Genomic DNA, 15,143 nt, shown 5'->3' on the forward strand with positions numbered 1-15,143 from the left:
AAAAGATGACTTTTCGCATTGTTACTGATTCAACAGCGGATTTGAGTGAAGATTATTTGCAAAAGTACGACATAGAGGTATTAGGAATGACGGTTACTATTGGCGATCAAACCTTTCCAACGATTGGTGAAAATAGCCTGAGTAACGAACACCTTCTCCGTGAAATTAAGGCAGGTAAAACTGTTCAGACATCACAAATTAACTCTGGCCAATTCTCTGAGTTGTTTAAAAAATTTATAAGCCAAAATCCAGAAGAAGAAATTGTATATCTGGCTTTTTCATCCGGACTATCAGGGACTTATCAATCTGCCGTTATCGCTCGTGAAATGGTCTTAGAAGAATATCCACAAGCTAAAATTACGGTGGTGGACACCTTGGCTGCAGCTTCGGGAGAAGGTTTCTTGGTTCAAAAAATGGTAGAGCTACGAGAATCTGGGAAGAGCTTGACAGAAGCACTTCTAATTTTTGAGGAGCTTATTTTACGACTTAAGAGTCTTTTTATGGTTGACGATTTGAATCACCTTGCACGAGGAGGTCGTATTCCCAAAGCTGTTGCTATGGTTGGGACGATGGCTAACATTAAACCTCTCCTTACAGTGGATTCAGAAGGCAAGTTGACACAACTGACCAAAGTACGTGGCAAGAAGAAGGCTATTAAAAGTTTAGTTGACATGACACTTGAAGAGATGGATCCAGCTTATTCACGTGTAATTGTAGCTTATTCAGGTAGTGAGGCAACTGCTCAAGAAGTGAAAGAACTTTTCTTGGCGCAACATGTTGACAAGGTTGACATTCGTCCTTTGAGCCCAACGATTGTCACTCATACAGGTTCTGGTACTTTGGCGATTTTTTCAATTGCTAAAAAAAATAGGAATTAATATAAAAAATCACAGTTGAACTCTTGTTTTACTGTGATTTTGTGTTAAAATATAGAGTGAGTGTAAACTCGATAAATTGAAAATATGAATTGTGATATGTGAGGAAAGGGGTCGCTTTTATGCTAAAAAGTGGACTTTATACGGGCGTTGACATCGGTACGAATACTATCAAAGTGTTGGTTGCAGAGTACGTCTCAGATGAAATGAATATAATTGGCGTTGGAAATGCAAAATCTGACGGCTTAAAAAATGGAATTATTGTAGATATTGAAAAGGTGGCAACAGCTTTACGTAAGGCTGTTAATGCTGCTGAAGAACGTGCAGGGATTACGATTGACAAAATTAATGTCAGTATTCCTGCCAATCAACTCGAGATGGAAAATTGCCAAGGCATGGTTCCAATTATCGGGGCTTCAAAAGAAATTACAGAAGATGATGTAATGCAAACTGTGCAAAATGCATTGATGCGTGGTGTAGTACCTGAACGTGAAATAATCTCTGTAGAGACAACTGAGTTTACAGTTGATGATTTTACAGGGATTTCTGATCCTCGTGGGATGTTTGGTGTACGTTTAGGTATGCGTGGTATTATTTACACAGGTCCAAAAACATTAGTACATAACATTCGTAAAGTTGTGGAACGTGCTGGATTGATTGTAGATAACCTTGTAATTGCTCCACTTGCCATGAGTCACTATGTTCTTTCAGAAGGAGAACGTGAGTTTGGTACAGTAATGATTGATCTTGGTGCAGGCCAAACAACAGTTTCAGCTGTTCGTGATCAACAATTGAAATTCGCACATACAAGCCCAGAAGGTGGTGATTATGTGACACGTGATATCTCTACGGTTCTCAATACTTCATTGAGTGAAGCAGAAGATTTGAAACTGAACTATGGTGAAGCAAGTACAGAACGCGCCAGTCAAGAAGAGTATTTCCCGGTTGACGTCGTTGGTCAAGCAGACCCAGAAGAAATCACAGAATATTATCTTTCACAAATCATTGAGGCACGCTTAACACAGATTTTTAGCCGTGTGAAATCAGATTTGGAGAACACACGTTCATTGGACTACCCTGGTGGTATTGTGGTACTTGGTGGAGCTGCGGCAATGCCTGGTACAGTGAATCTTGCAACAAAAGTAATTGGCATGAACGCGCGTCTCTTCGTACCAAGCGAAATGGGCTTGCGTAATCCAGCTTTTGCTCAAGTAATCAGTGTTGTGAACTACGTTGGTGAACGCACAGATATTGATCGACTTGTATCACAAGCCATCGCTTCTGATAGCACATATGTTGCCCCTGTTGCACAGTACGAAGAACCTGTTCTTCAAACAACAGATACAATGGATTATGAAGAAAATAACTTCTATCCAACAGAAGCTCCAGCTCGTCCAGTTGCTCAACCAGCAGCTGAACCTGAAGAAGAAAAAGAAGGTGTTGTGGATCGTATGCGCAACATGTTCTCAAACCTTTTTGACTAAAACGACTTAATAACGGAGAAATAAAAACATGGAATTTTCATTTGATACAGAAATCGCTCAAGGCGCTGTAATTAAAGTTATCGGTGTTGGTGGCGGCGGTGGTAACGCAGTTAACCGCATGATTGAAGAAGGCGTTTCTGGCGTTGACTTTATCGTAGCTAATACAGATGTACAAGCTTTGCGCAGTTCAAAAGCAGATACAGTAATCCAGCTTGGCCCTAAGTTGACCCGCGGACTTGGTGCAGGTGCACAACCTGAAGTTGGTCGTCGCGCAGCAGAAGAATCAGCAGAAACAATTGCTCAATCTTTTGAAGGTGCAGATATGGTCTTCATCACTGCAGGTATGGGTGGTGGAACAGGAACAGGTGCTGCTCCCGTAATCGCTCAAATTGCAAAAGAAATTGGTGCTTTGACAGTTGCAGTTGTCACTCGTCCATTTGGTTTTGAAGGTTCGAAACGTAGCTACTTCGCAACTGAAGGTATTGAAGACCTTCGTGCAAATGTAGACACATTACTAATCATTTCAAACAACAACTTGCTTGAAATCGTTGATAAGAAGACACCTTTGACAGAAGCCTTGCGTGAAGCAGACAATGTTCTCCGCCAAGGTGTCCAAGGCGTTACGGACTTGATCACAAACCCTGGTATGATTAACCTTGACTTTGCTGACGTGAAAACAGTTATGGCGAATAAAGGGGATGCTCTTATGGGAATCGGCGTTGCAACTGGGGAAGATCGTGTCATTGAAGCAACACGTAAAGCAATTTACTCACCATTGCTTGAAACAACGATTGAGGGTGCTGAAAATGTCCTCCTTAATGTTACAGGTGGTATGGACATGAGCCTTATTGAAGCACAAGATGCTTCAGAAATTGTTATTCAAGCTGCAGGTAATGATGTGAACATCTTATTGGGAACATCAATCGATGATTCACTTAGTGATGAAATTCGTGTTACTGTTGTAGCAACAGGTGTTTCACAAGATGCAACTGAGGAATACTTGGGAACATCTACAACACCTGTTGTAGAAGAACCACGTCGCCAACCTAACTTTCAACACACTTCGATGAAACAAGCGTCAGTGCCAACTTCACGTCCAGCACAGGCTTCAAAATCTTCACAAGCACAACAAGCTCCTGCACAAAAATCAGGTTCAGCTTTTGGTGATTGGGATCTTCGTCGCGACGCTTCACCACGTCAAAACGGAAACCAAAACCGTGAAAACTCATCAAATGTTACAAGCTTCTCAGGTATCCCATCAACAGATGAAGATATCGATACTCCACCATTTTTCCGTAAATAATGAGTATAGCAGAAAATGTTGAAAATATTTTGAACAAGGTAGATGTAGCAAAAGCTGCATCTTCTTATTCAAATCAAGACGTTCAGGTGATTGCTGTAACCAAATATGTTGAGGCTGAAAAAGCCGCACAAGTAGTTGAAGCAGGTATTCATCATTTAGCAGAAAATCGTACAGATTTATTTCTTGAAAAATATAAGGCTCTTGAAAATAAAGATATCACTTGGCATCTTATTGGCAATTTGCAACGTCGTAAAGTAAAAGATGTCATTAATTTAGTGGATTACTTTCATGCTTTAGATTCAGTCAAACTTGCCAAAGAAATTGAAAAACGTGCGGAACATCCGATAAAGTGTTTCCTCGAAGTCAATATCACAGGTGAAGAGACAAAACATGGATTTGCGCCAGAAGACATAGATCAAGCTTTAGCAGAAATTTCACAGTTAGATAATGTGGAAATTGTGGGCTTGATGACGATGGCGCCGATTGATGCTGATAATGAGCAGTTGGATAACATTTTCGCTTCGATGAAGCAATTGCAAATCGAAATTGCGGCTAAAGAAATTACTAATATTCCTTGTACTGAATTGAGTATGGGAATGAGCTGTGATTATACAAGAGCAATTCAACAAGGAGCGACCTTTGTTCGAATTGGTACAGCATTTTTTGAATAAAATTTGTATAGAATCTTAAGCATTGAAAACGGAGGGAAGTATGGCCTTAAAAGATCAATTTGATAAATTAAAAAAATTTTTCGAAGAGGACGACGATGAGTATGATGAACCCGTTGTAGCGGCACAAAAGCCACAAGCACAACCGCAAAAGTCTTCAACAGTAAATACAGAAAAGAGTCCTGTAGGTGCGAACCGTCCGGTTCAACCCCAAAGACAAGCGCAAGCAAAATCAACTGCTAAACGCCCAGTACCCTTTTCTTCCACAACTAATAACACTAAAACAACAGAGAAAAAAGTTCAAAAACCTATGATGAATCAAGCCACAACAAATGCAGGACAAGTTATTGCCATCAAAGAGCCACGTGCCTATTCTGATATTATGGAATCTGCGCGTATCGTTAAAAATGGAGAGTCAGTTTTGGTTAACTTCAAATTTATGCCAGATAACCAAGCACGACGCTCAATTGATTTTTTGACTGGTGTTGTATTTACACTTGATGGTGATGTTCAAAATGTTGGCGGACAAATTTTCTTACTCACACCGGCGAATATCACAGTTGATGCTTCCCAAGAATTAAGTATCTTGGCAGGGCAAAACTTTGAAAACTTCGATATTTAATAAACTATGATTATATATATTTTAATTCGACTAATTGGTCTTTATACTTGGGTTTTGGTAGCTTATGCTTTGATGAGCTGGATTCCGAGCCTTTATGATACAGCTGTAGGGCGGTTTATCGTCAAAATTTCGAGACCTTATTTGAGCTTGTTTGAAGGTATACCTTTACGTTTTGCAGGGTTAGATTTTACAATCGTGCTAGGTGTGATTGCTTTGCAAGTTATTCAACAACTTCTTTTACGCTTCTTATGAGTTATGAAAATATATATCAACACTTTCATCCTGATGAAAAGCAATTTATTGATCGCGTCTTAGACTGGATGGATCGTGTGGAAAACAATTATTCTGTAGTTACTACTTATTTTCTAAATCCTAGAGAAGTTGAAATTCTCGAGTCTTTAGCAAATAAGCGGGAACTTCAGATTTTTTCTACTCAAGATATTGCCCAGACCGAACTAACTAAGATTATTATAGCCCCTGAATTTTATCAATTAGATGAATCAGATTTTGATTTAGCACTGTTAGAAATTTCCTATGCCAAGAAATTTTATCAACTTAAGCATTCCCAGATTTTGGGGAGTTTCTTAGGACAAACGGGAATCCGTCGTTCAGAAATTGGAGATATTGTTTTAAACGAGGGAAGAGCACAAGTGTTTGTTTCTAAACATCTTCTTGAAATCTTTCAGAATAATATCGAAAAAATTGGTCCTGCCCCAGTGAAATTTGTGGAAAAAACATTGGAGGAATTGATAAAAACAGAAGACAACTCTGTTATAAAAGTTATCTTAGTTTCGAGTTTACGCATTGATAAGATTATTGCAAGCACTTTCGAGATTTCTCGCAATCTAGCTGTAAATATGTTACAATTAAGAAAGGTAAAATTAAACTACCTTGAAATTGAAAAGAAAGATTTTCCTGTTGAACAAGGAGATTTAATCAGTGTTCGTGGTCTAGGTCGCATTAAAGTATTAAAGATATTAGGTGAGACCAAAAAAGGTAAACAGAAAATCGAATGTGAAATTACTAAGAATCATAAGAAAAAATAGAGTCTCTTGGGAGATTGGAGGTACTTATGGCATTAAACAGTTTAGATGTTCAAAATAAAACATTTAACACACAGATGCGTGGTTACAATAAACATGAAATTGAAGAGTTTTTAGATATCGTTGTTCGTGACTACGATGAATTTGCACAAAAAATTAAAGATCAAGATCGCGAGCTCAAGGACTTACGTGAGCGCGTAAAATACTTTGATGATATGAAAGATTCCTTGAATAAGTCAATTGTAGTAGCACAAGATGCAGCAGACAATTTACGTGTTCAAGCACAAAGCGAGTCAAACAGTATTATTGCTGAAGCAAGCCAAAAAGGTCAACTCATTATTGAAGCCGCTAAAAAAGAAGCAGGAACAATCCTCAATCAAGCTTCTGATGATGCGCGTCGCTTGGTCCGTGATACAGATGATTTGAAACGTAAAATGCGTCTTTATCACCAACGTATGACTTCAATCATTGAAGCACAGTTGGCAAGTATTCATTCAGAGGATTGGCAAGATACTTTGGAAACAACCTCTTCACATATCACAAATCCTGAAGAAAAGCTCCAAGAAATTGTGGATATGCAATTAAGCGGAACATCTTTGACAGGAACCAAAGGTCAGGGTGGAGCAAGTGTTGAAACTGCTGAGCACGATAAAGAGCCAGAAAAAGCAGCTGAAGTGGAAGAAACAGAAGTGCCACAAACCGTAAAAGAAGTCTTGGCTCCTGCTCTGGAAGAAGAAACTGAAAAAATACCCTCTAAAGAAGGCGAAGCTCCAAAAATTGCAGAAACTGAAAAAAATGAAGAAGCAACTTATCCAGTTTTTCCAGAGATGCAAACAGAAGTTCCAGATGTAGAAAAACCTGAACAAAAATAATCTAATTTTAGGACATGAAAAGAAAAATATATTTACAGCAAGTGAGTGTTGATGAAAGTCTCATATTCCCTGTTTTTCGGCTTATCACCTAAATTATTCTAAGCCCAACTCGAGTAAGTTTAGACGTTGTACACGTTACGTACATTGAGTTCTCACTTTTTGTGAGAAAAATTAAGGTGGTACCACGGTCTTTCGTCCTTTTGCGAAAGGCTGTTTTTTATTATCATTCTTTCCGCTTTAGCGGATTAGAATGATAATACGCAGGGAGCGAAGCGAGTTGTGAACCAAGAAACATTCTTTCCGCTTTAGCGGATTAGAATGATAATACGCAGGAAGCTGATGATTAAGAGCTACTGGTGAATAAATAGAGTTTAAAAGGAAGGTAAAAAAATTATGAAAATTAAAGATACTTTGAATTTAGGGAAAACGGCTTTCCCGATGCGTGCAGGTCTGCCAAACAAAGAATCAGCTTGGCAAAAAGGCTGGGAAGAAGCAAAGCTTTATGAAGCACGTCAAGAACTGAACGAAGGTAAGCCATCATTTATGTTGCACGATGGACCTCCCTATGCTAATGGGAATATCCACGTCGGACATGCCTTGAACAAAATTTCAAAAGATATTATTGTACGTTATAAATCCATGTCTGGTTTCCGTGCGCCATATGTTCCAGGATGGGATACTCATGGTTTACCTATCGAACAACAACTTTCAAAAGCGGGCATGAACCGTAAAGAAATGGACATGTTAGACTATCTTGAGGAGTGTCGCAAATATGCGCTCAAGCAAGTAGATATGCAACGTTCAGACTTTAAGTCTTTAGGAGTTTTAGCAGATTGGGAACGTCCATATATGACACTTCTCCCAGAATATGAAGCGGCACAAATTCGTGTCTTCGGTAAAATGGCGGAAAAAGGCTATATCTACAAAGGCCAAAAACCAATTTACTGGTCTCCTTCATCAGAAAGTTCATTGGCAGAAGCGGAAATTGAATACCAAGATGTCCGTTCTGCTTCAATCTTTGTGGCTTTCAAAGCAAAAGATGTTAAGGGCTTGTTACCAGAAGATGTAGAATTTGTTATCTGGACAACAACGCCTTGGACATTGCCAGCAAACATGGGGATTTTTGTACATCCAGACTATGAATATTCAGTAGTAGAAGTCGAAAAACGTAAATTTGTTGTTGCTTCAGAAATGCTCAATAAGGTAGCAGAAACTTTAGAGTGGGAAAACCCAACTGTTCTGCAAACACTTAAAGGCTCTGAAATGGATATGATGACGGCTCACCATCCATTTTATGATCGCGAATCATTGATTATGAATGGGGACTATGTCACACTTGAGTCTGGTACAGGTCTTGTTCATAGTGCACCTGGTCATGGTGAAGATGACTACTTCTTTAGTCGTAAGTATAAACTTGAAGTATTATCACCTGTAGATAACCGTGGATACTATACAGATGAAGCTCCTGGTTTAGAAGGTATCTTCTACGATGAAGGAAACAAAATTGTAAGTAAATGGTTAGAAGAAAAAGGAGCTCTACTAAAGCTTGACTTCTTTACGCACAGTTACCCACATGATTGGCGTACAAAGAAACCTGTTATTTTCCGTGCGACACCACAATGGTTTGCATCGATTGATGATTTCCGTGAAAATATCCTACGTGAGATTGAACAAGTGGATTGGATTATTCCATGGGGGAAAACACGTCTCTATAATATGGTTCGTGACCGTGGAGATTGGGTCATTTCTCGTCAACGTGCTTGGGGTGTTCCACTGCCAATCTTCTATGCAGAAAATGGTGAGGCAATCATTACGCCAGAAACAACAGAACATGTTGCTCAACTTTTTGCTGAGCACGGTTCAAAAGTATGGGTTGAACGCGAAGCTAAAGATTTGTTGCCAGAGGGCTTCACTCATCCTGGGTCGCCAAACGGTGAATTCACAAAAGAAAAAGACATCATGGACGTCTGGTTTGATTCAGGTTCATCATGGAATGGTGTCCTGAACGAACGTGATTACTTGTCTTATCCTGCAGATCTCTATCTTGAAGGTTCAGACCAATATCGTGGATGGTTTAATTCATCAATCACAACATCAGTTGCTGTTAACGGTATTTCGCCATATAAAGCAGTTCTGTCACAAGGTTTTGTTCTTGATGGAAAAGGACGTAAGATGTCTAAATCTATCGGTAATACGATCTTGCCTTCAGATGTGACAGGAAAATTAGGGGCAGATATTCTTCGTCTTTGGGTAGCTTCTGTGGATACTGAAGCCGATGTTCGTGTTTCGATGGAGATCCTTAATCAAGTTTCAGAAGTCTATCGTAAAATCCGTAACACGATGCGCTTCTTGATTGCAAATACTACAGATTTTGACAAGAATGTAAATGCTGTTTCATATGAAAACTTGCGCAGTGTTGATAAATACATGCTTGTCAAGTTCAATACATTGGTGAAATCAGTACGTGAAGCCTATGACTCATACAACTTCATGAGTGTTTACAAGCAAGTGATTAACTTCTTGACCAATGATTTGTCTGCTTTCTATCTCGATTTTGCTAAGGATGTTGTTTATATTGAAGCAGCAGCTTCTGCTGATCGTCGTTCAATGCAAACCGTAATGTATACAATGCTTGCAGATTTGACGAAACTTTTAGTTCCAATCCTCCCACACACAGCAGAAGAAATTTGGTCATATCTTGAAGCAGAGACGGAAGAGTTTGCTTATCTTGCTGAAATGCCGGAAGTTAAAGATTTTACTGGGGCAGAAGAATTACTTGGTGAATGGGAAGCTTTCCTTGAATTCCGAAATAAAGTACTCAAAGCACTTGAAGAAGCACGTGAAGCAAAACTCATCGGTAAATCACTAGAAGCAAAAGTTACTGTTTATCCGAATGAAGTAGTTTCAAGCCTTCTTGTAAGCCTTGATGAAAATGTTGCGCAACTTCTTATTGTTTCAGAGTTCACTGTATCAAATGAAGCAGTACCAGAAACAGCTGTTAAATTTGACGATGTAGCTATTCTTGTAGAGCAAGCAGCTGGTCAAGTATGTGACCGTTGTCGCCGTACAGATGTTACAGTTGGAACAGATGAAAATGAACATCTACATGCCCTTTGCTCAAGCTGTGCTACAATTGTAAAAAATGAATTTCCTCAAGTATTAACTGAAGGATTTGAATAAGATAAAAAGCTTGGCTCGCCAAGCTTTTTATAATATAAAAAACTGCTTCAAGCAGTTTTTTAAAATGCAGATAGTGCCATAGCTAAGGAGCTAAAGACAATGAGTATAAGCATTGCAACGACAACAACCATTGTCACTTTTTGAAAAGTCGATTTTTGTTTCTTTTTGTAAGCCATAGTTTCCTCGTTATTTATTATTCTCAATTCTATTCTAGCAGTAAATCAGTAAAATGTCACACTATTTACCAGAGTCTGCTTTTTCGGATTTTGAAGAATCTTTTGGTTCTAAGAATTTTGCAAATGGATCTTCTTGTTTATCAGATTTTTTTATTACTTTATCAGTATCTAAATCCCCAGTTGAGACACCTAAATCATCCATCATTTTATCGAAATCATCACGTTTTCTAAAAGTTAATCCCATATCGACATTACTCCTTATCATTTTTTATATATTTTACTACGAAAAGCCAAAAAAAGCCAGATAAATAGCAATAAAGTTTGCAATTACAGCGAAAATCCAGTATAATGTTAAGGAACGGTAGTTTGTGTAATGGCACTGCTACCTATAAAAAATATATTTTTTCTCAAAGGAGACATTTTAAAATGGCTAAAGAAGTTTACGACCGTAGCAAACCGCACGTAAATATTGGTACTATCGGACACGTTGACCATGGTAAAACTACCCTCTCAGCTGCAATCTCTAAAGTATTGTCTGACAAAGGTTACTCTAAAGCGACTGATTTCGCAGCTATCGATGCTGCACCTGAAGAACGCGAACGTGGTATCACTATCAACACTGCTCACATCGAGTACGAAACTGATAAACGTCACTATGCCCACATCGACGCTCCAGGTCACGCGGACTACGTTAAAAACATGATCACTGGTGCTGCCCAAATGGACGGTGCGATCCTCGTTGTTGCTGCAACTGACGGACCAATGCCACAAACACGTGAACACATCTTGCTTTCACGTCAAGTTGGTGTTAAATACCTCATCGTATTCCTTAACAAAGCTGACCTCGTTGATGACGAAGAACTTATGGAACTTGTTGAAATGGAAGTTCGTGACCTCTTGTCAGAATACGACTTCCCAGGTGACGATACTCCAGTAATCGCTGGTTCAGCTCTTGGTGCTTTGAACGGTGAACCTCAATGGGTTGCTAAAGTTGAAGAACTTATGGATATCGTTGACGAATACATCCCAACTCCAGAACGTGACACTGACAAACCATTGTTGCTTCCAGTCGAAGACGTATTCTCAATCACTGGTCGTGGTACAGTTGCTTCAGGTCGTATCGAACGTGGTACTGTTAAAGTCAACGACGAAATCGAAATCGTTGGTATCAAAGAAGACACTAAAAAAGCTGTTGTTACTGGTATCGAAATGTTCCGTAAAACACTTGAAGAAGGTCTTGCCGGCGATAACGTTGGTGTACTTCTCCGTGGTGTTCAACGTGATGAAATCGAACGTGGTCAAGTTATCGCTAAACCAGGTTCAATCACTCCACACACTAAATTTGAAGGTGAAGTTTACGTATTGAGCAAAGAAGAAGGCGGACGTCACACTCCATTCTTCGACAACTACCGTCCTCAATTCTACTTCCACACAACTGACGTTACTGGTTCAGTTAAACTTCCAGAAGGTACTGAAATGGTAATGCCTGGTGATAACGTTCACATCGACGTTGAACTTATCCACCCAGTTGCGATCGAACAAGGAACTACTTTCTCTATCCGTGAAGGTGGACGTACTGTTGGTTCAGGTATCGTAGCTGAAATCAAAGCATAATTCATAAAGAATTATTGAAGTAATCTTACTTCCTAAAAACCTCACAGTTTGTGAGGTTTTTTTGTAACGATTTTCTTCAAGGGTGGGAGATATAAAAAAACTCCTATTAGGATAGGGAGTTTTTTAGGCTTTGTTTTTAATAAAAATGTCACGATCAACAAAGGTATCCATTTGGAAATAAAATTTTTCTTGGATAATTTCGCTGGCATTTTTAAAGATATTCACATTGCGTAATCCTGATTTATCAGTAACTGATAGTTTAAAGCCTGTTAAATCAGGGTTAATAATAATTTTAAGGAGGAAGCCTTGACCAGAATTTGGAACTTCTTCAAGTATACGTTTAAACTCAAAGTTTCCGATATTATTTTGAGAAAAAGTTGTGTCTTTGAGTGTAAATTTTTTAACTTTTGGCGATAAGGTATAGCTGTATTTACAGCCCTCAAGTTTTTTTTCAGTAATAAAAGCCATCTTTTATAGTGCCCTTTCTTTTAGTGCATTAACAAAATTATTAATTTCTTCTTCAGTATTGAGTTCTGAAAAAGATACACGAATATTTTCTTTAAGTTTTGGTGATTGACTTCCGTACACAGCTTCGAGAACATGCGAAGGATCAACCGTTCCAGCCGTACAGGCTGAACCTGTTGAAATTGCTACACCAGCTAGATCAAGTTTTGCCAGTAATAAATCATGATTTTTTCCTGGAAAGCCGATATTCACAACATGTGGCATACTAGGACCAAATTCGTGTGTGTAGTATTCGATATCTGAAAGATTTTTAAAAAGTAAAGCTCTTAGCTTTTCAACATGTGTATAATTATCATTCATATTATCTGTAGCTATTTGTAGCGCTTTAGCCATACCCAGAAGTGAATGGAGATTTTCTGTACCTGCACGTCGCTTCTCTTCTTGCTCACCACCGTGGATGATACTGTCGAATTGTAAACCAGAACGATGATAAAGGAAGCCGACTCCTTTTGGACCATGAAATTTATGACCACTAGCTGAAAGAAAATCGATTTTTAGCTCTTCTGGATGTACAGGGATTTTCCCCATTGTTTGTACTGAATCAACATGAAAAACAGCTTGGTGATTTTCTAAAAGTTGTCCAACTTCTTTGATTGGAAGCAGTTGACCTGTTTCATTATTAGCCATCATCATTGAAACGAGAATCGTATCTTCCCGTAGTTCGTTTTCAATTAACTGAGCAGGAAAAGAACCATCAGCTTGAGGCTGAACAAAAGTAACGTCAAAGCCATAACGGGTTTTCAAATAGTTAAGTGCGTTAAGTACGGAGGGATGTTCTAAGGCAGTGGTAATAATATGATTCCCGCTTTGACGATGAGCTAAAGCATAACCGACCAAAGCAGTGGAGTTGGATTCGCTTCCGCCGGAAGTAAAAGTGATTGTTCCAGGAGAAACTTCTAGTACTTTGGCCACTGTTTCTCGTGCTTGACGTACGATTTGGCTCGCTTGACGACCAAAAGTATGGGTACTGGATGGATTACCAAAATTGTTAGCAAGAACTTCTGTCATGACATCAACAACTTCAGGAAGTATAGGCGTTGTTGCGGCATTATCTAGATATATAATTTTTTTTTCCTCTCTTTCGAGTTTCTTTCAAAAGTTTTATTTCAAGGGGAGCTAAGGTCATATTGACTCGACCTTTTTCATAAATGCATGTATTTCATTTATATACTCTATACGAAAGCTTAATGACAATCGTAAGTTCCCATTACCTCTATATTACCATGTTTTATATTTTTTTTCTGTAATTTCGAACACTTTTGCTAAATTTTGAGGAAAATGGAGAGTGTTAGTGGAAAAGAGTTACCGAATGAATGATACGATATGAAAAAAGCCACCTAGGCAGAGAGGTGACTTTTTAAAGATGTATTAATTATATTATTGTAATCTGCCTACACCAATTATAACACTGACAAAGCCCAAAGTATAGTTTTTAAGATGATGTGGAGCAGTCTAAACATGGAGAATATAATAAATTTAAATCTGTTGAGTAGTTTTAAAGAAAAGGAAGAAAAAATATAAGGGAAGGTACCTCGGCATTAATTGCAATTATTTTAGGGGCGTAGTTCAAGCGTATCAAAAAAGGAGCTCATTAAAAAAAAGGGAGGAGAAATCATCGCCAGCTTTGTTAACAAAAGGTAACGCCATGCGGAAGAAGGTATGTTATATTGAATACGGCAAATCAAAATAACGATTAAAATTTCCTGAATGTGAAGTCCCGTCTTGCCAGCGTGGCTTTTTTCATATAAAAAAACCAGCTAAGAGCTGGTTGATGAATGAACTGAAATATTATTCAGAGTAGATTTTAGTCTTGATTTTTATCAAATTTGAAGAGTGGAGATACAGGACGTCCTTCGTGAATACGAAGAATTGCATCTGCCATATGTTTATCTACACTAAGGTATTTTACATTGTTAGGTTTGCGATTTTTAGTCGCTACAGAGTCGGTAACGAGGACTTCGCAAATTCCTGATTTTTCAAGTAAGTCAGCAGCAGTGTTGGTAAAGAGGCCATGACTTGCTACAGCGTAAACATCCCCAGCACCTGCTTCACGTACTACAGAAGCAGCATTTGAGAAAGTTACACCTGTGTTGAGGATATCGTCAATGAGAATAACTTTTTTGCCTTCAACATTACCGATGATATATCCATTTTCACGTTTCGCGTCGTCATCTTCATAGTCAACAATGGCAATAGGAGCTTCGAGATATTCTGCAAGGCTACGCGCACGTTTGATTCCTGAGTTTTTAGGAGCAACTACAACAACGTCATCGCCAGATAATCCTTGATTCATGTAGTATTCAGCGAAGAGCGGAACTGTGAAGAGATTATCTACAGGAATATCAAAGAAACCTTGCACTTGAACGGCGTGGATATCTAAAGTGAGTAAGCGATCTGCACCAGCTTTGACGAGCATATCAGCTACAAGCTTGGCTGTGATGGGTTCACGGCTTGATGCAGTTCGGTCTTGACGCGCATAACCAAAGTATGGCATAACGATATTGACAGAATGTGCAGAAGCGCGGACGCAAGCATCGATCATGATCAACAATTCCCAAATGTTATCATTGACGGGACAACTTGTTGACTGGATAATATAAACATCATGATTACGAACACTTTCTTCCATGTTGATCATGATTTCTCCGTCAGAAAATTGTTTTGAAGTCACTTTCCCCAAAGGAACATCCATAATTTTGCTAATTTTTTCAGCCAATTCAGGATTTGAGTTCAGTGAAAAAAGTTTAAGTTGTGCGTCAGAATAAGTCACAGTTTTTCTCC

Annotated in this window: 15 protein-coding genes; 10 read left to right on the forward strand and 5 right to left on the reverse strand. The window is 38.7% G+C overall.

The features are described 5' to 3' along the window. The first annotated feature begins 5 nt into the window (after positions 1 to 5). The 9 genes from KJS37_RS08580 to ileS all read left to right on the forward strand — a co-directional run bounded on the left by KJS37_RS08580 (position 6) and on the right by ileS (position 10,047). On the forward strand, positions 6 to 878 hold the full coding sequence (locus KJS37_RS08580) for a DegV family protein (RefSeq protein WP_213496885.1): 873 nt from the start codon (positions 6 to 8) through the stop codon (positions 876 to 878). 119 nt (positions 879 to 997) lie between these two features. After that, positions 998 to 2,359 (forward strand): cell division protein FtsA, encoded by a 1,362-nt coding sequence (gene ftsA, locus KJS37_RS08585; RefSeq protein ID WP_213496887.1) that lies wholly within the window; start codon positions 998 to 1,000, stop codon positions 2,357 to 2,359. Positions 2,360 to 2,387: 28 nt separating this feature from the next. Further along, the gene (ftsZ, locus tag KJS37_RS08590) at positions 2,388 to 3,662 is read left to right on the forward strand and encodes a cell division protein FtsZ (RefSeq protein WP_213496889.1); all 1,275 of its coding nucleotides are present in this window, start codon (positions 2,388 to 2,390) and stop codon (positions 3,660 to 3,662) included. Next, positions 3,662 to 4,333: a YggS family pyridoxal phosphate-dependent enzyme gene (locus tag KJS37_RS08595; RefSeq protein WP_213496891.1), complete on the forward strand. Its 672-nt coding sequence runs from the start codon at positions 3,662 to 3,664 to the stop codon at positions 4,331 to 4,333. Before ftsZ ends, KJS37_RS08595 begins: the two co-directional genes overlap by 1 nt. 40 nt (positions 4,334 to 4,373) lie before the next feature. Then, the gene (locus KJS37_RS08600; RefSeq protein ID WP_017369098.1) at positions 4,374 to 4,952 is read left to right on the forward strand and encodes a cell division protein SepF; all 579 of its coding nucleotides are present in this window, start codon (positions 4,374 to 4,376) and stop codon (positions 4,950 to 4,952) included. 6 nt (positions 4,953 to 4,958) lie between these two features. Beyond that, positions 4,959 to 5,204, forward strand: a complete 246-nt coding sequence (locus KJS37_RS08605; protein WP_003133468.1) for a YggT family protein — start codon at positions 4,959 to 4,961, stop codon at positions 5,202 to 5,204. Then, positions 5,201 to 5,998, forward strand: coding sequence for a YlmH family RNA-binding protein (locus KJS37_RS08610; RefSeq protein WP_213496893.1), 798 nt, complete (start codon positions 5,201 to 5,203; stop codon positions 5,996 to 5,998). The genes KJS37_RS08605 and KJS37_RS08610 overlap by 4 nt, the downstream gene beginning before the upstream one ends. Before the next feature lie 26 nt (positions 5,999 to 6,024). Then, complete coding sequence (locus KJS37_RS08615; RefSeq protein ID WP_213496895.1) at positions 6,025 to 6,867, forward strand: DivIVA domain-containing protein; 843 nt, start codon at positions 6,025 to 6,027, stop codon at positions 6,865 to 6,867. A 393-nt stretch (positions 6,868 to 7,260) separates the two neighbouring features. After that, positions 7,261 to 10,047: an isoleucine--tRNA ligase gene (gene ileS / locus KJS37_RS08620; RefSeq protein ID WP_213496897.1), complete on the forward strand. Its 2,787-nt coding sequence runs from the start codon at positions 7,261 to 7,263 to the stop codon at positions 10,045 to 10,047. Positions 10,048 to 10,106: 59 nt separating this feature from the next. Here ileS and KJS37_RS08625 read toward each other — a convergent pair whose 3' ends face one another. Both KJS37_RS08625 and KJS37_RS08630 read right to left on the reverse strand, forming a co-directional pair. After that, positions 10,107 to 10,223, reverse strand: a complete 117-nt coding sequence (locus KJS37_RS08625) for a DUF4044 domain-containing protein (protein ID WP_213496899.1) — start codon at positions 10,221 to 10,223, stop codon at positions 10,107 to 10,109. 61 nt (positions 10,224 to 10,284) lie between these two features. Next, positions 10,285 to 10,467 (reverse strand): SPJ_0845 family protein, encoded by a 183-nt coding sequence (locus KJS37_RS08630; RefSeq protein WP_165712257.1) that lies wholly within the window; start codon positions 10,465 to 10,467, stop codon positions 10,285 to 10,287. A gap of 182 nt (positions 10,468 to 10,649) precedes the next feature. On the opposite strand from KJS37_RS08630, the gene tuf reads away from it, so the two are divergent. Next, positions 10,650 to 11,837, forward strand: coding sequence for an elongation factor Tu (tuf, locus tag KJS37_RS08635; RefSeq protein ID WP_017370373.1), 1,188 nt, complete (start codon positions 10,650 to 10,652; stop codon positions 11,835 to 11,837). Between the two features lie 123 nt (positions 11,838 to 11,960). Here tuf and KJS37_RS08640 read toward each other — a convergent pair whose 3' ends face one another. From KJS37_RS08640 to KJS37_RS08650, 3 genes are all read right to left on the reverse strand, one after another. Further along, positions 11,961 to 12,305, reverse strand: a complete 345-nt coding sequence (locus tag KJS37_RS08640) for a DUF1831 domain-containing protein (protein WP_213496901.1) — start codon at positions 12,303 to 12,305, stop codon at positions 11,961 to 11,963. 3 nt (positions 12,306 to 12,308) lie between these two features. After that, positions 12,309 to 13,427 (reverse strand): cysteine desulfurase family protein, encoded by a 1,119-nt coding sequence (locus KJS37_RS08645; protein WP_213496919.1) that lies wholly within the window; start codon positions 13,425 to 13,427, stop codon positions 12,309 to 12,311. A 739-nt stretch (positions 13,428 to 14,166) separates the two neighbouring features. Continuing rightward, positions 14,167 to 15,132: a ribose-phosphate diphosphokinase gene (locus tag KJS37_RS08650; RefSeq protein ID WP_096369135.1), complete on the reverse strand. Its 966-nt coding sequence runs from the start codon at positions 15,130 to 15,132 to the stop codon at positions 14,167 to 14,169. Positions 15,133 to 15,143 lie beyond the last annotated feature (11 nt).

Origin of the sequence: Lactococcus formosensis (genome assembly GCF_018403745.1) — a bacterium.
Taxonomy (GTDB): domain Bacteria; phylum Bacillota; class Bacilli; order Lactobacillales; family Streptococcaceae; genus Lactococcus; species Lactococcus formosensis.

Bases quoted from the DNA above. Each gene is read 5' to 3' on its own strand.
- KJS37_RS08580 (WP_213496885.1), top strand. From the start codon at position 6: ATGACTTTTCGCATTGTTACTGATTCAACAGCGGATTTGAGTGAAGAT.
- ftsA (WP_213496887.1), top strand. From the start codon at position 998: ATGCTAAAAAGTGGACTTTATACGGGCGTTGACATCGGTACGAATACT.
- KJS37_RS08630 (WP_165712257.1), bottom strand. From the start codon at position 10,467: ATGGGATTAACTTTTAGAAAACGTGATGATTTCGATAAAATGATGGAT.
- ftsZ (WP_213496889.1), top strand. From the start codon at position 2,388: ATGGAATTTTCATTTGATACAGAAATCGCTCAAGGCGCTGTAATTAAA.
- KJS37_RS08625 (WP_213496899.1), bottom strand. From the start codon at position 10,223: ATGGCTTACAAAAAGAAACAAAAATCGACTTTTCAAAAAGTGACAATG.
- KJS37_RS08615 (WP_213496895.1), top strand. From the start codon at position 6,025: ATGGCATTAAACAGTTTAGATGTTCAAAATAAAACATTTAACACACAG.
- tuf (WP_017370373.1), top strand. From the start codon at position 10,650: ATGGCTAAAGAAGTTTACGACCGTAGCAAACCGCACGTAAATATTGGT.
- KJS37_RS08600 (WP_017369098.1), top strand. From the start codon at position 4,374: ATGGCCTTAAAAGATCAATTTGATAAATTAAAAAAATTTTTCGAAGAG.
- KJS37_RS08605 (WP_003133468.1), top strand. From the start codon at position 4,959: ATGATTATATATATTTTAATTCGACTAATTGGTCTTTATACTTGGGTT.
- KJS37_RS08610 (WP_213496893.1), top strand. From the start codon at position 5,201: ATGAGTTATGAAAATATATATCAACACTTTCATCCTGATGAAAAGCAA.
- KJS37_RS08595 (WP_213496891.1), top strand. From the start codon at position 3,662: ATGAGTATAGCAGAAAATGTTGAAAATATTTTGAACAAGGTAGATGTA.
- KJS37_RS08640 (WP_213496901.1), bottom strand. From the start codon at position 12,305: ATGGCTTTTATTACTGAAAAAAAACTTGAGGGCTGTAAATACAGCTAT.
- ileS (WP_213496897.1), top strand. From the start codon at position 7,261: ATGAAAATTAAAGATACTTTGAATTTAGGGAAAACGGCTTTCCCGATG.